Origin of the sequence: Micromonospora sp. CA-269861 (genome assembly GCF_050948505.1) — a bacterium.
In the GTDB taxonomy this organism is placed as follows: Bacteria; Actinomycetota; Actinomycetes; order Mycobacteriales; family Micromonosporaceae; genus Micromonospora.
On the sequence record NZ_CP192014.1, the window covers coordinates 5,154,643 to 5,171,037 of the forward strand.

Annotated in this window: 16 protein-coding genes and 2 pseudogenes; 7 read left to right on the forward strand and 11 right to left on the reverse strand. The window is 73.3% G+C overall.

All coding sequences use genetic code 11. The annotated features are described in order from the left end of the window. The first annotated feature begins 75 nt into the window (after positions 1-75). Complete coding sequence (locus ACQP0U_RS23435; RefSeq protein WP_433310782.1) at positions 76-921, forward strand: GNAT family N-acetyltransferase; 846 nt, start codon at positions 76-78, stop codon at positions 919-921. Here ACQP0U_RS23435 and ACQP0U_RS23440 read toward each other — a convergent pair. Continuing rightward, positions 911-2,116 (reverse strand): FAD-dependent oxidoreductase, encoded by a 1,206-nt coding sequence (locus tag ACQP0U_RS23440; RefSeq protein ID WP_433310785.1) that lies wholly within the window; start codon positions 2,114-2,116, stop codon positions 911-913. The two genes, ACQP0U_RS23435 and ACQP0U_RS23440, sit on opposite strands and share 11 nt — an antisense overlap. Before the next feature lie 15 nt (positions 2,117-2,131). After that, positions 2,132-3,310, reverse strand: coding sequence for a prolipoprotein diacylglyceryl transferase (gene lgt, locus ACQP0U_RS23445; RefSeq protein ID WP_433310788.1), 1,179 nt, complete (start codon positions 3,308-3,310; stop codon positions 2,132-2,134). A 102-nt stretch (positions 3,311-3,412) separates the two neighbouring features. Between lgt and ACQP0U_RS23450 the strand changes: the two are divergent. Together ACQP0U_RS23450 and ACQP0U_RS23455 are read left to right on the forward strand one after the other, a co-directional pair. Then, positions 3,413-3,706 (forward strand): annotated as a pseudogene (locus ACQP0U_RS23450) (NUDIX hydrolase); the annotation flags it as partial. 74 nt (positions 3,707-3,780) lie between these two features. Beyond that, positions 3,781-4,032, forward strand: a complete 252-nt coding sequence (locus ACQP0U_RS23455; protein WP_433321360.1) for a hypothetical protein — start codon at positions 3,781-3,783, stop codon at positions 4,030-4,032. Between the two features lie 42 nt (positions 4,033-4,074). Here ACQP0U_RS23455 and trpA read toward each other — a convergent pair whose 3' ends face one another. From trpA to trpC, 3 genes are read right to left on the reverse strand one after another with little or no spacing between them, the layout of a single operon-like run. Then, complete coding sequence (trpA, locus tag ACQP0U_RS23460; RefSeq protein ID WP_433310791.1) at positions 4,075-4,878, reverse strand: tryptophan synthase subunit alpha; 804 nt, start codon at positions 4,876-4,878, stop codon at positions 4,075-4,077. Position 4,879: 1 nt separating this feature from the next. Then, positions 4,880-6,118 carry a tryptophan synthase subunit beta gene (gene trpB / locus ACQP0U_RS23465; protein ID WP_433310793.1) on the reverse strand — a complete coding sequence of 413 codons (1,239 nt, stop codon included), beginning with the start codon at positions 6,116-6,118 and terminating at the stop codon, positions 4,880-4,882. Between the two features lie 38 nt (positions 6,119-6,156). Beyond that, complete coding sequence (gene trpC / locus ACQP0U_RS23470; RefSeq protein WP_030334428.1) at positions 6,157-6,960, reverse strand: indole-3-glycerol phosphate synthase TrpC; 804 nt, start codon at positions 6,958-6,960, stop codon at positions 6,157-6,159. Positions 6,961-7,447: 487 nt separating this feature from the next. Here trpC and ACQP0U_RS23475 point away from each other — a divergent pair, with 487 nt between their 5' ends. Further along, positions 7,448-7,717 carry a hypothetical protein gene (locus tag ACQP0U_RS23475; RefSeq protein ID WP_433321062.1) on the forward strand — a complete coding sequence of 90 codons (270 nt, stop codon included), beginning with the start codon at positions 7,448-7,450 and terminating at the stop codon, positions 7,715-7,717. A 21-nt stretch (positions 7,718-7,738) separates the two neighbouring features. Here ACQP0U_RS23475 and ACQP0U_RS23480 read toward each other — a convergent pair whose 3' ends face one another. The 4 genes and pseudogenes from ACQP0U_RS23480 to ACQP0U_RS23495 all read right to left on the reverse strand — a co-directional run. Next, positions 7,739-8,326: a Trp biosynthesis-associated membrane protein gene (locus tag ACQP0U_RS23480; protein WP_433310796.1), complete on the reverse strand. Its 588-nt coding sequence runs from the start codon at positions 8,324-8,326 to the stop codon at positions 7,739-7,741. Between the two features lie 114 nt (positions 8,327-8,440). Continuing rightward, positions 8,441-9,994 carry an anthranilate synthase component I gene (locus ACQP0U_RS23485; RefSeq protein ID WP_433310798.1) on the reverse strand — a complete coding sequence of 518 codons (1,554 nt, stop codon included), beginning with the start codon at positions 9,992-9,994 and terminating at the stop codon, positions 8,441-8,443. Beyond that, positions 9,991-10,425 carry a phosphoribosyl-AMP cyclohydrolase gene (gene hisI, locus ACQP0U_RS23490; protein ID WP_433321064.1) on the reverse strand — a complete coding sequence of 145 codons (435 nt, stop codon included), beginning with the start codon at positions 10,423-10,425 and terminating at the stop codon, positions 9,991-9,993. The genes ACQP0U_RS23485 and hisI overlap by 4 nt, the downstream gene beginning before the upstream one ends. A gap of 255 nt (positions 10,426-10,680) precedes the next feature. Further along, positions 10,681-10,917: pseudogene (locus ACQP0U_RS23495) on the reverse strand (phosphoribosyl-AMP cyclohydrolase); the annotation flags it as partial. A 598-nt stretch (positions 10,918-11,515) separates the two neighbouring features. Between ACQP0U_RS23495 and ACQP0U_RS23500 the strand changes: the two are divergent. The 3 genes from ACQP0U_RS23500 (at position 11,516) to ACQP0U_RS23510 (ending at position 13,710) form a co-directional block, all read left to right on the forward strand. Then, entirely contained in the window at positions 11,516-12,271 is a 756-nt protein-coding gene (locus ACQP0U_RS23500; RefSeq protein ID WP_433310801.1) for an ABC transporter ATP-binding protein, read from the forward strand. Continuing rightward, positions 12,268-13,023 (forward strand): ABC transporter permease, encoded by a 756-nt coding sequence (locus ACQP0U_RS23505; RefSeq protein WP_433310804.1) that lies wholly within the window; start codon positions 12,268-12,270, stop codon positions 13,021-13,023. Before ACQP0U_RS23500 ends, ACQP0U_RS23505 begins: the two co-directional genes overlap by 4 nt. Before the next feature lie 90 nt (positions 13,024-13,113). Beyond that, positions 13,114-13,710 (forward strand): TetR family transcriptional regulator, encoded by a 597-nt coding sequence (locus tag ACQP0U_RS23510; protein WP_433310807.1) that lies wholly within the window; start codon positions 13,114-13,116, stop codon positions 13,708-13,710. 36 nt (positions 13,711-13,746) lie between these two features. Here ACQP0U_RS23510 and ACQP0U_RS23515 read toward each other — a convergent pair whose 3' ends face one another. Beyond that, the gene (locus tag ACQP0U_RS23515; RefSeq protein ID WP_433310809.1) at positions 13,747-14,496 is read right to left on the reverse strand and encodes a DUF2470 domain-containing protein; all 750 of its coding nucleotides are present in this window, start codon (positions 14,494-14,496) and stop codon (positions 13,747-13,749) included. An 84-nt stretch (positions 14,497-14,580) separates the two neighbouring features. Beyond that, complete coding sequence (locus tag ACQP0U_RS23520; protein ID WP_433310812.1) at positions 14,581-16,368, reverse strand: ABC transporter ATP-binding protein; 1,788 nt, start codon at positions 16,366-16,368, stop codon at positions 14,581-14,583. Positions 16,369-16,395: the final 27 nt, after the last annotated feature.

The following is a 16,395-nucleotide window of genomic DNA, read 5'->3' on the forward strand; positions in this document are numbered from 1 at the left end:
ACGTTAGGGCCGGGGCCACACGGCCACCCGAGATTGATCACACCGTCCACTGGCTGGGACGTGTAGTCTCGCGCGGTGGATCCGCTACACAAGCACGTCTTCGACCGGTTGGAACGCTTCTACGACGCGGTGCCCCGCGACGTCGCCGGTGCGGAGGAGCATGGCGCGCTGGTGCTGTTCGTCCGCGAAGGTGCCGGCTGGCCGTTCTACGCCCGCCCCCGGCTCGACGCCACCGAGCCGCCGTCGCTGTCCGACGTGACCTCGGTTCGTGAGCGCCAGCGGAAGCTGGGCCTGCCGGAGGCCTTCGAGTGGGTGCACGAAACGACCCCCGAACTGCTGGCGGTGGCCCGCTCGGCGGGGCTCAGCGTGCTGGAGGCGCCGCTGATGGTGCTCGACCCGAGCGCGCTGCCCGACCCGGCGACACTGTCCGAGGCGGCGGTGCGGGTGCTGGCAGCGGACTCCCCCGGCCTCGCCGCCGATGTCGCCGCCCGGCGTGCGGTGGCAGCGGTGTCGTTCGCCGCCGCCGGCACCGCGACCGGAGAGGCCGGACCGGCCGAACGCGACGCCGCCGTCACCGAACTCGAACTGGCCGCGCTCGACGAGGAGCGCGCCCGGATCGCCGACGGCCGACGGATCTCCGCGCTGGCCGGCACACCGACCGAGGGCGCGCTGGCCAGCGGCATGGCGATGCGGGTGGACGACGTCGCGGAGATCGCCGGGGTGGCCACCCTGCCGTCCGCCCGGCGACGCGGACTGGGCGCCGCGCTCACCGCCACCCTGGCCCGGGAACTGCTGGCGGCCGGCACCGAACTGGTCTTCCTCTCCGCGGGCAGCGAGGAGATCGCGCGGGTCTACCTGCGGGTCGGCTTCCGCCGAATCGGCACCGCGTGCATCGCCGAACCCGCCGCCCTCATCCCCTGACCGCAGGTCCGGCCGGAGGACGCCACTGGGCGGCGCTGGTGGCGGCGCTGGAGAGCAGCCGCGAGTTGATCGTGCCCAGTGCGGCGTCCCGGGCGCGCAGCGCCAACCGGCCCCGGGTCTGGAGCACCGCCGACATCCGCCGGGTCTGCCGGACCACTGTCGTGGCTCGGGGGCGACGCACCCGGTCGTACGCCTGGACGGCGTCGGGCAGCCGGGCCTCCCGCAGCAGCGACGCGAGCGTGGCGGCGTCCTCGAACGCGAGGCAGGCGCCCTGCCCGAGGTGCGGCGGCATGGCGTGCGCCGCGTCACCGAGCAGCACCACCCCGCCGGGCCCGACCGGGAAGCCGTACGAGCGCGGCAGCGGGCGCAGCTCGCGAACCTCCTGTTGGACCAGGTCGGCCGGGTCGGTGGCCTCGAGCAGCGCGCCGACCGGCGCGGGCCAGCCCGCGTACCAGCGGCGCAGCAGGGCGAGCTGGGTCTCCGGTGGCTCCGGGCGTGGCGCGCCGGCAGCGGTGGCCACCCAGTAGATGCCGCCCCGGGTGGACCCGCCCGAGGACCCGCGCTCACCCAGCGACGCGGCCACGAACCGGTAACCCGCGCCGAGAATCTCGCCGGCCATCGGCTGATCGTCGGGGAGTCGAGGTGCCTGGTACCAGGGAATGACGGCCCGCCAGGCGGCGCACCCTGAGCTGACCACCCGGGACTCGGGTGCGAGTTGACGGCGGATGCCGCTGTCCGTGCCGTCTGCGGCGACCACCAGATCGGCCTCGATGGTGTGCCGCCCGTCGCTGACTCCCGGTCGCTCGCCCGGTTCGACGCGGACGTGCCGCACTGTCACCCCGGTACGCAGTTCGACCCGGTCGCCGAGCCCGGCGATCAGCGCGTCGTGCAGGTCCTCCCGGTGCACCACCACGGGCATCCGGTCGGCCGGGACGGGCCGGGGCTGCACGAGCCAGTGCCCGTCCGGGCGCCGGACCCCTCCGTCGGGCAACGGGGTGGCGATCGCGGCCAGGCCCGCGCCGAGGCCGAGGGCCTGTAGCGCGCGGACGCCGTTGGGCCAGAGCACCACTGCGGTCGGCTCGGGGCGGACCCGTTCGGCGCGTTCCAACAGGGTGACCTGCCAGCCGGAACGGGCCAGCGCGCCGGCCACCGCGAGGCCTCCGACCCCTGCGCCGACCACCACCGCGCTTCGCATCGGTGCCGCCCCCGCTCAGCTGTCCCGGTCGGCGGGACGCGCGCCCGTGGCGTCGGCCCGGTCGGTGCGAGCGGAGGACGGTTCGTCCCCCGGCTCGTCGTCGCTCGACGTGAGGTCGACGGCTGCCGCGTCGTCGGACGGCTCATCGTCCTCCGGACGGGAGTCGTCGTCGGTCGCCGGCGGTACGACGCCGGTGTCCTGCCAGGCGGCGTACTGCTCCTCGCTCACCACCCGGTAGCCCTCCGGCGCGGCGGCGCGGGTGGGGGTCTCCCGCTCGGAGAGGTCGACCTGCGACAAGTCGGACGTGGGGAGCGGGGTCGTCGCCGCCGGGCCGAGCGGGATCAGATAGTCCCGAGGGCCGCGCACCCGGACGAAGTAGATCAACGCGCCGAGGAAGACCAGGGCGGCCGTCCAGACGTTGAGCCGGACGCCGAGGATCTGGTTGGCCTCGTCGGTGCGCATCAGCTCGATCCAGAACCGGCCGACCGTGTAACCCATCACGTAGAGCGCGAACGCCCGGCCCCGGCCCAGCTTGAGCCGGCGGTCGAGGATGAGGACCAGGGCCGCGACGCCGAGGTTCCACAGCAACTCGTAGAGGAAGGTGGGCTGGTAGAAGCCCGGCTCGAGGATCGGCTGCCCGGCGTCGTCCCGGAGCGCGTGCCCGGGGTTGTCCGGGTCCATCCGATGGATCTCCAGGCCCCACGGCAGGGTGGTCCGGCCACCGAACAGCTCGTTGTTGAACCAGTTGCCGACCCGCCCGACCGCCTGGGCCAGCGGCAGCCCGGGGGCCAGCGCGTCGGCCACCACACCCAGCGGGATGCCGAGCTGTCGGGCCGCGATCCACGCGCCGACCGCGCCACCGGCGACCGCGCCCCAGATGCCGAGACCGCCCTCCCAGATGGCGAACGCCTTCATCGGGTCCCCACCGGCGCCGAAGTACTTCTCCGGTGAGGTGAGCACGTGGTAGATCCGAGCGCCGATGATGCCCGCGGGCACCGCCCAGACGGCGATGTCGAGCGTCGCGCCGGGCGCGACGCCGCGCTGCCGCAGCCGGCGCTCCGTCACCCAGCAGGCCAGCACGATGCCGGCGATGATGCAGAGCGCATAGGCCCGGATCGGCACCGGCCCGAGCTGCCAGACCGCGGTGCTGGGACTGGGCAGGGCCGCCTGGGGGGAGAGCGAGGCGAGGGTCACGGGTGCACACGCTACCGCTGCACACCCCTGCAGCGGCACCCCGGGCCGCTGGAGGGCGCATCCCGGTGACTTCTGGTTTGCACCACCGTAGGCTCTTTGTCCATGAGCGCGCTCACCTGGGCGGTCGCCGCCGTCGTCACCGACGACACCGGTCGGGTGCTGCTCTGCCAGCAGGGCCGGGGTGCGCGCCGATACGCGTTGCCCGGCGGGCGGTTGCGCCCGGCCGAGGGCCCGGTGCGCGCGGCGCTACGGGACATCCGCGCGGAGACCGGCTGGGACATCGAGCTGATCGACCTGGTCGGCGTCTACCACCTGACCGGCCCTTCGGGCGAGGCTGCGGCCGGACGCGCCGGGCCACTGCCGGACGTCCTCGTGCACGTGTTCCGCGCCCGCGCGGCCGGGGTCCGACCCGCCACCGACCCACCGCCGGGCTGCCGGTTGTCCTGGCACTCCCCGCCGCGCTGCCCGAGGTGGTCACCCCGCTCACCCGGGCCGCCGTCACCGACGCGACCGCCGGCCGCTCCGGCGTGCTCCGCGACGTCCCCTGGCGGCCCGGCACCGTCGACACCGCGCCACCGCCACCGGCTCGCCCGATCGAGGAGGAGCGGCCGGCGACCACCCAGGACGGGCAGCGGCCGGCGACCAGCAAGGACGGGCACCCGGTGGCGGGGCAGCCACCGGAGCAACGCGGCGAGGCCGCGGACCCGTCCCTGCACCCCTGACCGGCCCGCGATTGTCCTGGGCGGCCTCCGTCGCGAACGGACTCAGCGGGTGGGGTTGCGGACGCCCTCGGCCAGTTCGGCACTGAGGGTACGCAGAGCGGCGAGCCCTTCCGCCTCGGTGGACGCGTCGAGCACACAACGGACCAGCGCGCTGCCCACGATCACCCCGTCGGCGTAACCGGCGACGGTGCCGGCCTGCGCGCCGGTGCCCACACCCAGGCCGACACCGATCGGCAGGTCGGTGACCGCGCGGGCCCGGGAGACCAGCGTCGGGGCGGCGTCCGAGGTACGCGCCCGGGCACCTGTCACCCCCATCACGGCTGTCGCGTAGACGAAGCCACGGCAGTGCTGCGCGGTCATCGCCAGCCGGGCGTCGGTGGACGACGGCGAGACCAGGAACGTGCGGTCCAGCCCGTGCGCGTCCGAGGCGGCCAACCACTCGTCGGCCTCGTCGGGGATGAGGTCCGGGGTGATCAGGCCGGTGCCGCCGGCCGAGGCGAGGTCACGGGCGAAGACGTCCACGCCGTACCGCTCGACCGGGTTCCAGTAGGTCATGGTGACCACCGGAGCGCCGGTGGCCGCCACCGCCTCGATGATGCGCATCGTGTCCGCGGTGCGTACGCCGCCGGCGAGCGCGATGTCACTGGCCCGCTGGATCACCGGCCCGTCCATCACCGGGTCGGAGTAGGGAATCTCCACCTCGATGACGTCGACACCGGCCTCGACCATGGCGGTCATCGCCGCGATGCTGCCCTCGACGGTGGGGAACCCGGCCGGCATGCAGCCGACCAGCAGTGCCCGTCCGTCGGCGCGGGCCTTGTCGAAGGCCACCCCGATCCGGCTCATCTCACCGCTCCTTGTCGAGGATGCCGAAGTAGTCGCCGGCGGTGTGCACGTCCTTGTCGCCCCGCCCGGAGAGGTTGACCACGATGGTGGGCTCGCGGCCCAGCTCCGCGGCGAGCTTCGGGGCCAGCGCGACGGTGCCGGCGAGCGCGTGTGCGCTCTCGATCGCCGGGATGATGCCCTCGGTGCGGCAGAGCAGCTCGAACGCGGCCATCGCCTCGTCGTCGGTGACCGGCAGGTAGTTCGCCCGGCCGGTGTCGTGCAGCCACGCGTGCTCGGGCCCGACGCCCGGGTAGTCCAGGCCGGCGGAGATCGAGTGCGACTCCAGGGTCTGCCCGTCGGCGTCCTGGAGCACGAAGGTGCGGGTGCCGTGCAGCACCCCGGTGGACCCGCCGGTGATGCTCGCCGCGTGCCGGCCGGTGGCCACCCCGTCGCCACCGGCTTCGAAGCCGTACAGCCGCACGGCCTCGTCGCCCACGAACGCGTGGAAGATGCCGAGCGCGTTGGAGCCGCCGCCGACACAGGCGGTGACGGCGTCCGGCAGCGCTCCGGTGAGGTCCAGGCACTGCTGGCGGGCCTCGTCACCGATGCCCCGGACGAAGTCGCGCACCATCGCCGGGAACGGGTGCGGGCCCGCGGCGGTGCCGATCAGGTAGTGCGTCTCGTCGACGTTGGCCACCCAGTCGCGCATGGCCTCGTTCATCGCGTCCTTCAGGGTGCGTGAACCGTTGGTGACCGGGACGACTGTCGCGCCGAGCATCCGCATCCGCGCCACGTTGAGCGCCTGCCGCTCGGTGTCGACCTGGCCCATGTAGACCACGCACTCCAGGTCGAACAGCGCGGCGGCGGTAGCGGTGGCGACACCGTGCTGGCCGGCGCCGGTCTCCGCGATCACCCGGGTCTTGCCCATCCGCTTGGTGAGCAGCGCCTGACCGAGCACGTTGCGCACCTTGTGCGCACCCGTGTGGTTGAGGTCCTCCCGCTTGAGCAGCACCCGCGCGCCGACCTTCGCGGAGAACCGCCGGGCCTCGTAGAGCAGCGAGGGAGTACCGGCGTAGTCGCGCAGCAGGGCACCGAACTCGGCCCGGAAGGACTCGTCCGCCATCGCCGTACGCCATGCCCCGTCGAGCTCGTCCAGCGCGGCCACCAGGGCCTCGGGAACGAACCGACCGCCGAAGCGGCCGAAGTGGCCGGCGGAGTCGGGCTGCGGGCCGGCCACCGGGGCCAGCGCGTCGGCGCTCATCGGGAATCCTCTCGCTGGGACGTCAGACCGGCGCGGGGTCAGCGCACCGGCCGGGGCGTTGCCGGGTGGTTGCCGGCGTTGACCAACTCGGCGACCGCCTCGCGGGGGCTCTTCTGGGTGACCAGGCCCTCGCCCACGAGGACCGCGTCGGCGCCCGCGGAGGCGTACCGGATCAGGTCGTGCGGGCCACGAACGCCGGATTCGGCGATCTTGACGACGCTGCTGGGCAGGCCGGGCGCGATCCGCTCGAACACCGACCTGTCGACCTCCAGGGTACGCAGGTCACGGGCGTTCACCCCGATCACCTGCGCGCCGGCCTCCAGCGCACGGTCGGCCTCTTCCTCGTCGTGCACCTCGACCAGAGCGGTCATGCCCAACGACTCGATCCGCTCCAGCAGACCCATCAGGACGTTCTGCTCGAGTGCGGCGACGATCAGCAGGACCAGGTCGGCGCCGTGCGCGCGGGCCTCGTGGATCTGATAGCTGGAGACCACGAAGTCCTTGCGCAGCACCGGCACGGTGACCGCGGCGCGGACAGCCGCCAGGTCGTCGAGCGAACCACCGAACCAGCGCCCCTCGGTCAGCACGCTGATCGCCCGCGCCCCACCGGCCGCATAGTCGACAGCGAGGTCGGCCGGATCGGCGATCTCGGCCAACCGACCCTTGGACGGCGACGAGCGCTTCACCTCGGCGATCACGGCCACGCCGGGCTTACGCAGCGCCGCGTACGCGTCCATGGGCGGCGGCGCCGCCGCCGCCAGTTCACGGATCCGCTCCAGCGGAACCTGCTCCTGGCGTCGGGCGACGTCCTCACGTACGCCGGCCAGGATCTCGTCGAGCACGCTTACGGACGCTGCCTGGCCGGCCTCGTCCCCCTCCGCGTGCGCATGCTCAGCAGTCACGAACGGACTCCCCTCTCCGGGCGTCATGGGCCGATGCTAGGGGCAGCCGACCGACGCCGAATGCCGGGGGTATGGCGCTGCTCACGAAAAGGCCTGCGGCATAATGGCCGACTTGCCGTGAAGAGGTTGTCACGCAGCGCCACCTCCGGTATCGACCACCGTCACGCGGTATGGAGCCTGGCGGCCGCCGTCAGACCGGGCCGATGCATCGATCATGCCACCAGTTCCCGCTCCGCGCCGGACGGCAGCGATGTCGATCGATGCTGTGAGCAAGCTCAAGGCCGAACGGACGGTCCCTGGTCACGGCCGAGGGGCGACAGTTGACCGGGCGGTCACCGCGGCGAAACGTCGACCGGCGAGCATCGTCCTCGGGCAGACTCGATGGCGCGCCTGCCCCGACCGCCGCAACTCCTCCTGCGAGGTGACCGTGAGCATTTCCGAGCCGCACCCGACCATCGGACTGACCACCATCTCGCGGACGGTGGCCTCGCTCGCCGTCGGAGTGGTGCACACCGTGGAACGTGCCGTGGTGGGCGAGGGACGGATGCGGACAGCACGAGGCAACGCCTGGGAGGCGGTCTGCGCCGACCGGGCCCGCGCCGACCAGCGCGCCGAGCTGAACCGCCTGGTCGCCGAACTGACCGCCGCCCGCGCCGCCAGTCACCGCGCCGAGTGGGAACGCCAGCCGGTCGGCTGACAGCGCCCGCCGGCCACCGCGTCAACCGGCCGTCGGGTCCTCGCCCCGGTCCAGCGCGTCCCACGCCTCGGTGGTCCGCCGCCCCGTCAACGGCGTCGGCGGCTCGGCCGGGTCGCTCCGCGCCGACGAAGCCTCCGGAACGGTCCGCGCCGGACGTTCGTACCGTGCGCCCATCGCCGGCCAGTCACCGCCACGCAACGCCGTCCACCAGCCGCCCACGGCGGCCAGCAGGCCGCCGAGCAGGCAGAGCGCCGGCCACTGCCGGCTCACCGCGCCGCTCACGTCGGCTACCAGCCCATACCCGCCGCCGGCCGCCACGGCCAGACCGAGCACACCGAGCAGCACACCGAGCACGCGACGCAGGCGGCCCCGGGTGGCGAGCACCGCGCCACCCCCGGCCAAGGTCACCAGGGCCAGCGCCGGCAGCCAGGGCAGCAGGCTCGCACCGCTACGGGTGTCACGCACCGGCGGCAGCGGCGCCGGCCGCACCGTCAACTCGACCGACCAACTGCGCGTCGCGGCCCACAGCGCCAGGCCCGCACCGGCCAAACAGAGCAACACGGCGTACGTCAGGGCACGCCGACCCACGACGGACCGTTCCCCGCTCACGAATTCGCCCTTTCGTTCGCGACTGCGGGGCTCCGCTTCGCTGCACTCCTCGCGCTCACCGAGCTAGCCCTTCGTTCGCGACTGCGGGGCTCCGCTTCGCTGCACTCCTCGCGCTCACCGAGCCGGCCGGAGGGTTTCGGCGGCCGCGATCGCGGCCAGCACGGCCGCGGCCTTGTTCCGCGTCTCCTGGTCCTCGGCGGCCGGGTCCGAGTCGGCGACCACTCCCGCCCCGGCCTGGACGTAGGCGCGGCCGTCGCGGATGAGCGCCGTCCGGATGGCGATCGCCATGTCCAGGTCGCCACCGAAGCCGAAGTAGCCGACGGTGCCGCCGTAGAGCCCACGACGGACCGGCTCCAACTCCTCGATGATCTCCATGGCGCGCACCTTGGGCGCACCCGAGAGCGTGCCCGCCGGGAAGGTCGCGGCCAGCGCGTCGAAGGCGCTCTGATCGTCACGCAGCGTGCCGGTGACTGTGGAGACGATGTGCATGACGTGGCTGTACCGCTCGATGGTGGCGAACTCGGGCACCTCCACGCTGCCCGGCTGACAGACCCGACCCAGGTCGTTACGGCCGAGGTCGACGAGCATCACGTGCTCGGCCCGTTCCTTCGGGTCGGCGAGCAGCTCGGCGGCGAGCGCGGCGTCGGCGGCGGGGGTGCCGCCCCGCGGCCGGGTGCCGGCGATCGGGTGCAGCAACGCCTTGCGCTGCCCGTCCGCGGCCCCGGTGACCTTCAGATGCGCCTCCGGGGACGAGCCGACGATGTCGAACCCGTCGAAGCGCAGCAGGTACATGTACGGGCTGGGGTTGCTGGTGCGCAGCACCCGGTAGACGTCCAAAGGGTCGGCGTGGGTCGTCCGCTCGAAGCGCTGGGAGAGCACGATCTGGAAGCACTCACCGGCCCGGATCGCCTCCTTGGCCGCCTCCACCGCCTTCGGGTACCCGCCGTCGGGCGTACGGCAGAGCACCTCGCCGGCCGGCGGCCTCTCGACAGTGGAGATCATCGGCGGGATGGGCCGGGACAGCGCCGTGGTCATCGCGTCCAACCGACCCACCGCGTGGTGGTAGGCGGCGGCGACCTGCGGGGCGCGGTCCGGGGCGTCCAACGGCGGCAGCACCGCGTTGGCGACCAGGATCGCCGAGCCGTCGTAGTGGTCGAGCACCACCAGGTCGGTGGCGAGCATCATGCCCAGCTCCGGGACACCCAGGTCGTCCTCGGTCAGCTCGGGCAACCGCTCGAAGCGCCGGATCAGGTCGTAGCCGAGGTAACCGACCATGCCCCCGGTCAGCGGCGGCAGACCGTCGGACGGGTGCCCGACCGGGCCGGCCAGCGCCGCCACCGTCTCCCGCAGCATCCGCACCGGGTCACCCTCGGTGGCCAGCCCGGCCGGCGGCTGGCCGAGCCAGGTCGCCACGCCGTCGCGTTCGATCAGGGTCGCGCTGCTGCGTACGCCGATGAACGAATACCGCGACCAGGCCATCCCGGCCGAGCCGACGCCCTGCTCGGCCGATTCCAACAGGAACGTGCCCGGTCCACCGGCCAGCTTCCGGTAGACCCCGACCGGGGTCTCCGCGTCGGCCAGCAGCCGCCGGGTGACCGGCACCACCCGCCAGTCGGCGGCCAGCTCGGTGAAGGTCGCCAGGTCAGGGCTGAGGGTGCCGTCGGTCATTGGTGTGCCTCCGTCCCGGTGACGGGCAGCTCGGTGAAGAAGCAGGTCCGGTGGCCGGTGTGGCAGGCCGCGCCGACCTGGTCCACGCTCACCAACAGCGCGTCCCCGTCGCAGTCCAGGGCGACCGACCGCACGTACTGGTGGTGCCCGGAGGTGGCGCCCTTGACCCAGTATTCGCGTCGGCTGCGCGACCAGTAGGTGGCCCGGCCGGTGGTGAGGGTGCGGTGCAACGCCTCGTCGTCCATCCAGGCGACCATCAGCACCTCACCGGAGTCGTGCGCGCGCACCACGGCGGCGACCAGACCGTCGGCGGAGCGGCGCAGCAGGGCCGCGATGGCCGGGTCGAGCCGAGACGGGCGCGCCGGCGCTGTCGCGGCCAGCTCGTTCGGATCGCTGGGGACGCCGGTCACCGGCGGGTCAGGTACGGGCACAGTGAGCAATTCTCCCGCACGCGGCGCGGGCACCGCCGACCGCTCCCGCCAGGGCTGCGACACCGGCCCCGAGGGGCGGGGCTGCGGCGAGGGTCCGGCCGGTCGGGCCAGCTGCGCGACATAGCTGTCCAGCCGGCCGTCGACCAGGGCGGCGGCCAGGTCCGCGCCGGCCGTGTCGGCGATCTCCTCGGCGTACGGCCGGATCAACGGCAGCGTGCCGGCGACCAGACGGACGGCGGCGGCCCAGAGCTGCCCGGTGGCGCCCGGACGCAGCCCGAGGCAGAGCAGCATGTCCGTCCGGTAGCCGGGTGGGGCCACCGGCAGTTCCAGGGCCGCCGCGAAAGCCGCCCGGCGGGAGTGGACCCGTACGGACGGGTTGGCCGGGCGCAGCACCGAGGGGCAGAGCCGCGCCAGGTCGGCGACGGCGAGCCGGACCCCGAGGCGGTCGCTGGCCGCGCGGGCGGCGGCGGCCTTACCCAGAGTGGCGATCATCTCTTCCAGTCGGGGTGGCTCGGCGGGCTGGCAGAGCACCGGCAGGTCGATCCGGGGACGCCAGTGCGGGTCGGCCCAGAGCAGCCGCGCCGGCGCGGTGACCGGCAGCCCGAACGCCCAGTCGGCCGGTTCGCCGAGTCGGTGCACCCAGGACCGGACGTCGCGGGCGGCCACCGAGACGTGGGTGACCTGGCCCGCGGACTCGGCCAGGTAGGCCCGGCGGGCCGCGTACGGGGCACCGCCGACCAACACGTCGAGGTCGACGTCGCTGTGCGCGGTGGCGGCGCGGCGGGCGTGGCTGCCGCGCAACAGGATGCCGACGACCGGCCGCTCGGCCGCCTGCCGCAACCGCGCGGCCCAATCCTCGAGAAAACCGCTATCCGGTAACGGAGCGTGACCCACCGCGCCATCGTGCCGCACGTCCGATCAGCGCGCAATGCCCGTTGGCGGACTTCGTGTCCGGTCCGGAGCCTACTGCCCGTTCTCACACTCCCCGCGACGGTCGACCGCCGGACAACGCTTCGGGCCGTTGCGCCCGGCACAGGATTTCATCTAGCGTTGAGTTCAACAGGTGATGAGTTTTTCGTGGAGGTGCGTTATGGACGATGCGATAGCCGTCCGAGACCTGGTCGTCGACCGGGGTGGGCGGCGGGTGCTGGACGGCATCAGCTGCCGTGTCCCGCGGGGCGCGGTCACCGGGCTGCTCGGCCCCAGCGGCAGCGGCAAAACCACGTTCATGCGCGCGGTGGTCGGGGTGCAGCTGGTCAGCGGCGGGACGGTCACCGTGCTCGGCCAACCGGCGGGCACGCCCGCGCTGCGGCACCGGGTGGGCTACCTGACCCAGGCGCCGAGCGTCTACGGCGACCTGACCGTCCGGGAGAACGCCCGCTACTTCGCGGCCCTGTACGGGCGTGGTCACGTCGAGGCCGATCGGGCGATAAGCGACGTCGGGCTGGCCGAGGCGGCCGGTCAACTCGTCGGCACCCTCTCCGGCGGTCAACGCAGCCGAGCCTCGCTGGCGTGTGCACTGGTCGGGGAGCCGGAGCTGGTCATCCTCGACGAGCCGACCGTCGGTCAGGACCCGGTGCTGCGGGCCGACCTGTGGGCCCGGTTCCACGCCATGGCCGCCGCCGGCACCACCCTGCTGGTGTCCAGCCACGTGATGGACGAGGCGGCGCGCTGCGACCAACTGCTGCTGATCCGCCAGGGGCGGTTGATCGCCGACGACAGCCCGGCCGCGATCCGCGCCGCCGCCGGCGTGGACGACCTCGACGAGGCGTTCCTACGGCTCATCCGGGCCGGCGAGGCCGCCTCCACCAGCACCGACGCGACAGCCGCACGGGAGACAGCATGAACGCGCGAATCCTCGCCGCCACCACGGGCCGCATCCTGCGTCAACTCCGGCACGACCGGCGGACCATCGGGCTGCTCGTGGTGGTGCCGGCCGTCCTGCTCACCCTGGTCTACTTCATGTACGCCGACCAGCCGACCCCGCCCGGCCAACCGACGACCTTCGACCGGATCGCGCTGGTCATGCTCGGCATCTTCCCCTTCGTGATCATGTTCCTGGTGACGAGCATCGCCATGCTGCGGGAACGCACGTCGGGCACGCTGGAGCGGCTGCTCACCACTCCGCTGGGCAAGCTCGATCTGCTCTTCGGCTACGGCATCGCGTTCGGGTTGGCCGCCGCCGTGCAGGCAGCCGTCGCCGCCGCCGTGGCGTACTGGATCTTCGATCTGGAAACGGCGGGCAGCATCGGGCTGGTGATCGGGATCGCGGTGCTCGACGCCGTACTCGGCGTCGCCCTCGGGCTGCTGTGCAGTGCCTTCGCGCGCACCGAGTTCCAGGCAGTACAGTTCCTGCCAGTCGTGGTGGTCCCCCAACTGCTGCTCTGCGGGCTGTTCGTGGCCCGCGACCAGATGGCCGGCTGGCTCCAGGCGCTCAGTGACGCCTTCCCCCTGTCGTACGCCATCGAGGCGTTGCAGGAGGTCGGCGCCCACGCCGAGCCGACCGGCCGGATGTGGCGGGATGTCGCGGTGGTGCTCGGCGCGGTGGTGCTGGCGCTGGTGCTCGCGGCGGCCACCCTGCGGCGTCGCAGCGGCTGACCGCCAACGCCGGGGCCGGTGACTGACCCCGGCCCAGTCGTGGGCCGGTCCGGGCCCACGACGGGCCGGGCGGACGAACGAAGGGCGGCGATGACGCGGCGAACCGGCCGGCGACCCGGCAAACCGGGCACCCGGGAGGCGATTCTCGACGCGGCGCGGACGGCGTTCGCCGACCGTGGCTACGACGCCGCCTCGATCCGGGCCATCGCCGGCACGGCGGAGGTCGACCCGGCGCTGGTGCACCACTACTTCGGCAGCAAGGACCAGCTCTTCCTGGCCGCGATGAACTTTCCGGTCGACCCCGGTCAGCTGGTGCCGAAGGTGCTCGCCGGCGACCGGGACGCCGTCGGTGAACGGATGGTGCGCCTCTTCCTCGGGGTCTGGGACTCTCCGGCCGGCAGCGCCGCACAGGCACTGCTGCGCTCCGCGGTGAGCAACGAGTGGACCGCCCGACTGCTGCGTGAGTTCGTCACGACCCAGGTGCTGCGCCGGGTGCTCGAAAACCTCGACGTGGATCCGGCCGAGCTACCGCTGCGGGGTTCCCTGGTGGCCACCCAGATGATCGGCCTGGCCATGATGCGGCACGTGGTGCGCCTGGAGCCGGTCGCCTCGGCCGACCCGGAAACCCTGGTGGCCGCGATCGGCCCCACGATCCAGCGCTACCTGACCGGCCCACTGCCAACCTGACCCGACGCCGGGCCCCGCCCAACCCGGGGGCGGGGGTCAGCGGGGCGGGCGGGCTTCGGCTGTTGGGTGGAGCGGGGGCAGGAGGTGGGGCAGCTCGGCCGGGTCGGTCACTGGGCCGGGGAAGGCCAGCCGGACCCGCCGCCGGGCATTGGGACGGCCGAGGGCGACCACCAGCCCGTAGCGGTCGATGCGCACCACCCGGGGCGGCCCGTCCGGGGTCTGCTCGGTCAACCCGAGCTGCCGGCGCAGGTACTCCGTCACCTCGGCGCCGTGGCACTCGGCGAGGTCGGCGAGCAGGCGGGCCTCGACCGGGTGCACCGGGTCCGGCTCGGCCTCGGCGTACTGCACCGGGTCGATCCGGTGCACGACGCCGGCCCGCTCCCAGCGGACCTCGACCACCTCGAACCGGAACAGCCGGAACCGGGTGCCCAGGTCGAGCAGGTCACCTGTCGGCTCCACCTCGGCAAAGTCGACAGCCGCGCGGCGGGCCTCGTCGCCGCGCAGCTCGGCCGCCCAGCCGGACACCCAGGCACGCCCCAGACCGGGCGCGCCGGCGGCGGGCGGCAGGTCGAGCACGTCGAGCACCACCGCGACGTCGCTGCCCCCGGCGGTCGGTTGCAGGGCGGCGGCCAGGTGGCTGGCCACCGGCACCAGCAGCAGCACCCGCCCGTCCGAGTCGGTGACGTGCCGGGCGTGGTGCGGGCCCGGCCGGTGGGCCAGGTGCACGAGACCGGGCAGGCGGCCGGCGACGAGGGTACGGACGATCTCGGCGGAGTTGGGCCGCATGGGCGCGACCTCCTTCAGAGGTTAGGCTTACCTAACCCGGAGCCTAGAGCACCCGCCCGTCGTCGTCCACCACACCGCCGCACCTCACCGGGTCTGCTCCAGCCAGGAGGCGTAGAGCAGGCCGTACACCGAGTCGGCGTCGCGGACCAGCTCGTCGTGCGGGCCGCGCTGGACCACCCGACCCCGGTCCACCACGATCACCTCGTCGGCGGCCTGCGCCGTGGAGAGCCGGTGCGCGATAGCGAGGGTCGTCCGACCTCGGGTGACCGCGTCCAGCGTGCGTTGCAACCGCACCTCCGTCGCCGGGTCCACCGCGCTCGTCGCCTCGTCGAGCACCAGCAGGTCCGGGTCCGCCACGTACGCACGGGCCAACGCGACAAGCTGCCGCTCCCCGACGCTCAACGCCTCACCACGCTCCCCGACGGGGGTGTCGAGGCCCGCCGGCAGACCCTCCAGCCAGTCCGACAGGCCCAGCTCGGTGAAGGCGGCGCTCAGCTGCTCGTCGGTCAGCTCCGGCCGGGCGAACCGGACGTTATCCCCCACCGTCGCGTCGAAGAGGAACCCGTCCTGCGGCACCATCACCACGCGGGAGCGCAGCGAGTCGAACCGGACGTCCGTCAACGGCACCCCGGACAGCAGCACCGCCCCGGCCGACGGATCCATCAGACGGGTCAGCAACTTCGCGAACGTGGTCTTGCCACTGCCGGTCTCACCGACCACCGCCACCCGACTCTTCGCCGGGATCTCCAGGTCGATGTCGTGCAGCACCGGCGGACCACCCGGATAGGCGAACCGCACACCCGCGAACCGGATGTCCAACGGCCCGCCCGGCAGCTCCCGCCCCTGCTCCCCCGGGTCGGCCACATCCGGGGCGACGTCCAGCACGTCCAGCACCCGACGCCAGCCGGCGATCGCGTTCTGCGCCTCGTTGAGCACCTCGGTGGCGATCTGCACCGGCTGGATGAAGAGCGTCACCAGGAAGAGGAACGCGGTCAGCTGGCCGATCGACAGCGTGCCGTCCACCCCCAGCAGCACGCCGAGCACCACCACGCCGGCCAGCGCCAACCCCGCCGCCAACTCGCCGACCGAGCTGCCCACGATGCTGATCCGGATCGCCCGCTGCTGCGCCAGACGCTGCCTATCGATCGCCTCGTCCAGCCGCCGCTCGGTGCGCGCGGCGATCCCGTACGCCCGGATCACCGGCGCGCCCACCACACTCTCGCCGATCGCGCCGAGCAGCGTCCCGGTGCGTTGGCGCACCGTCGCGTACGCCGTGCCGAGGCGACGCTGCAACTGCCGGATGACGAACACCGCCGGCGCGAACGCGGCCAACACCACAAGGGTCAACTGCCAGGAGTACGCCAGCATCACGGCGGTGGTGACCACCAGCTGACCGAGGTTGACCAGCAGGATCACCCCGCCCCACTGGAGGAACTGGGTGATCTGGTCGACGTCGCTGGTCACCCGCGAGACCAGCGAACCCCGTCGCTCCGACTGCTGGTGCAACATCGACAGGTCGTGCACGTGTCGGAACGCCCGAGTCCGGACGTTGGCCAGTGCCGTCTCGCTGACCGTGAACAGCCGGCGCATCATCAGGTAGCCGCAGATCGTGGTGATCGTCAGGATCGCCGCGGTGATCGCCACCACCGACCAGACCACGTTCAGATCCAGACCGCCGACGAGACCCTTGTCGATGCCCTGCTGCACGGCGACCGGTACGGCGACCCGACCGACCATGTAGACCAACGCCAGGGCCAACGTGCCGGCCAGCCCGATCCGTAGCTCCGGCGACAGCGCCAGGCCCCGACGCAGGGTCTGCCAGGTCGTCTCCTCCCGCGCCTCCTGCGTGTCACCGTTCACCGTCGACGTCACCGGGCCCGCCTTTCGTTCGCGACTGCG

Bases quoted from the DNA above. Each gene is read 5' to 3' on its own strand.
- ACQP0U_RS23440 (WP_433310785.1), bottom strand. From the start codon at position 2,116: ATGCGAAGCGCGGTGGTGGTCGGCGCAGGGGTCGGAGGCCTCGCGGTG.
- trpA (WP_433310791.1), bottom strand. From the start codon at position 4,878: ATGAGCCGGATCGGGGTGGCCTTCGACAAGGCCCGCGCCGACGGACGG.
- trpB (WP_433310793.1), bottom strand. From the start codon at position 6,118: ATGAGCGCCGACGCGCTGGCCCCGGTGGCCGGCCCGCAGCCCGACTCC.
- ACQP0U_RS23485 (WP_433310798.1), bottom strand. From the start codon at position 9,994: ATGACCGACGGCACCCTCAGCCCTGACCTGGCGACCTTCACCGAGCTG.
- ACQP0U_RS23500 (WP_433310801.1), top strand. From the start codon at position 11,516: ATGGACGATGCGATAGCCGTCCGAGACCTGGTCGTCGACCGGGGTGGG.
- ACQP0U_RS23505 (WP_433310804.1), top strand. From the start codon at position 12,268: ATGAACGCGCGAATCCTCGCCGCCACCACGGGCCGCATCCTGCGTCAA.
- ACQP0U_RS23510 (WP_433310807.1), top strand. From the start codon at position 13,114: ATGACGCGGCGAACCGGCCGGCGACCCGGCAAACCGGGCACCCGGGAG.
- ACQP0U_RS23515 (WP_433310809.1), bottom strand. From the start codon at position 14,496: ATGCGGCCCAACTCCGCCGAGATCGTCCGTACCCTCGTCGCCGGCCGC.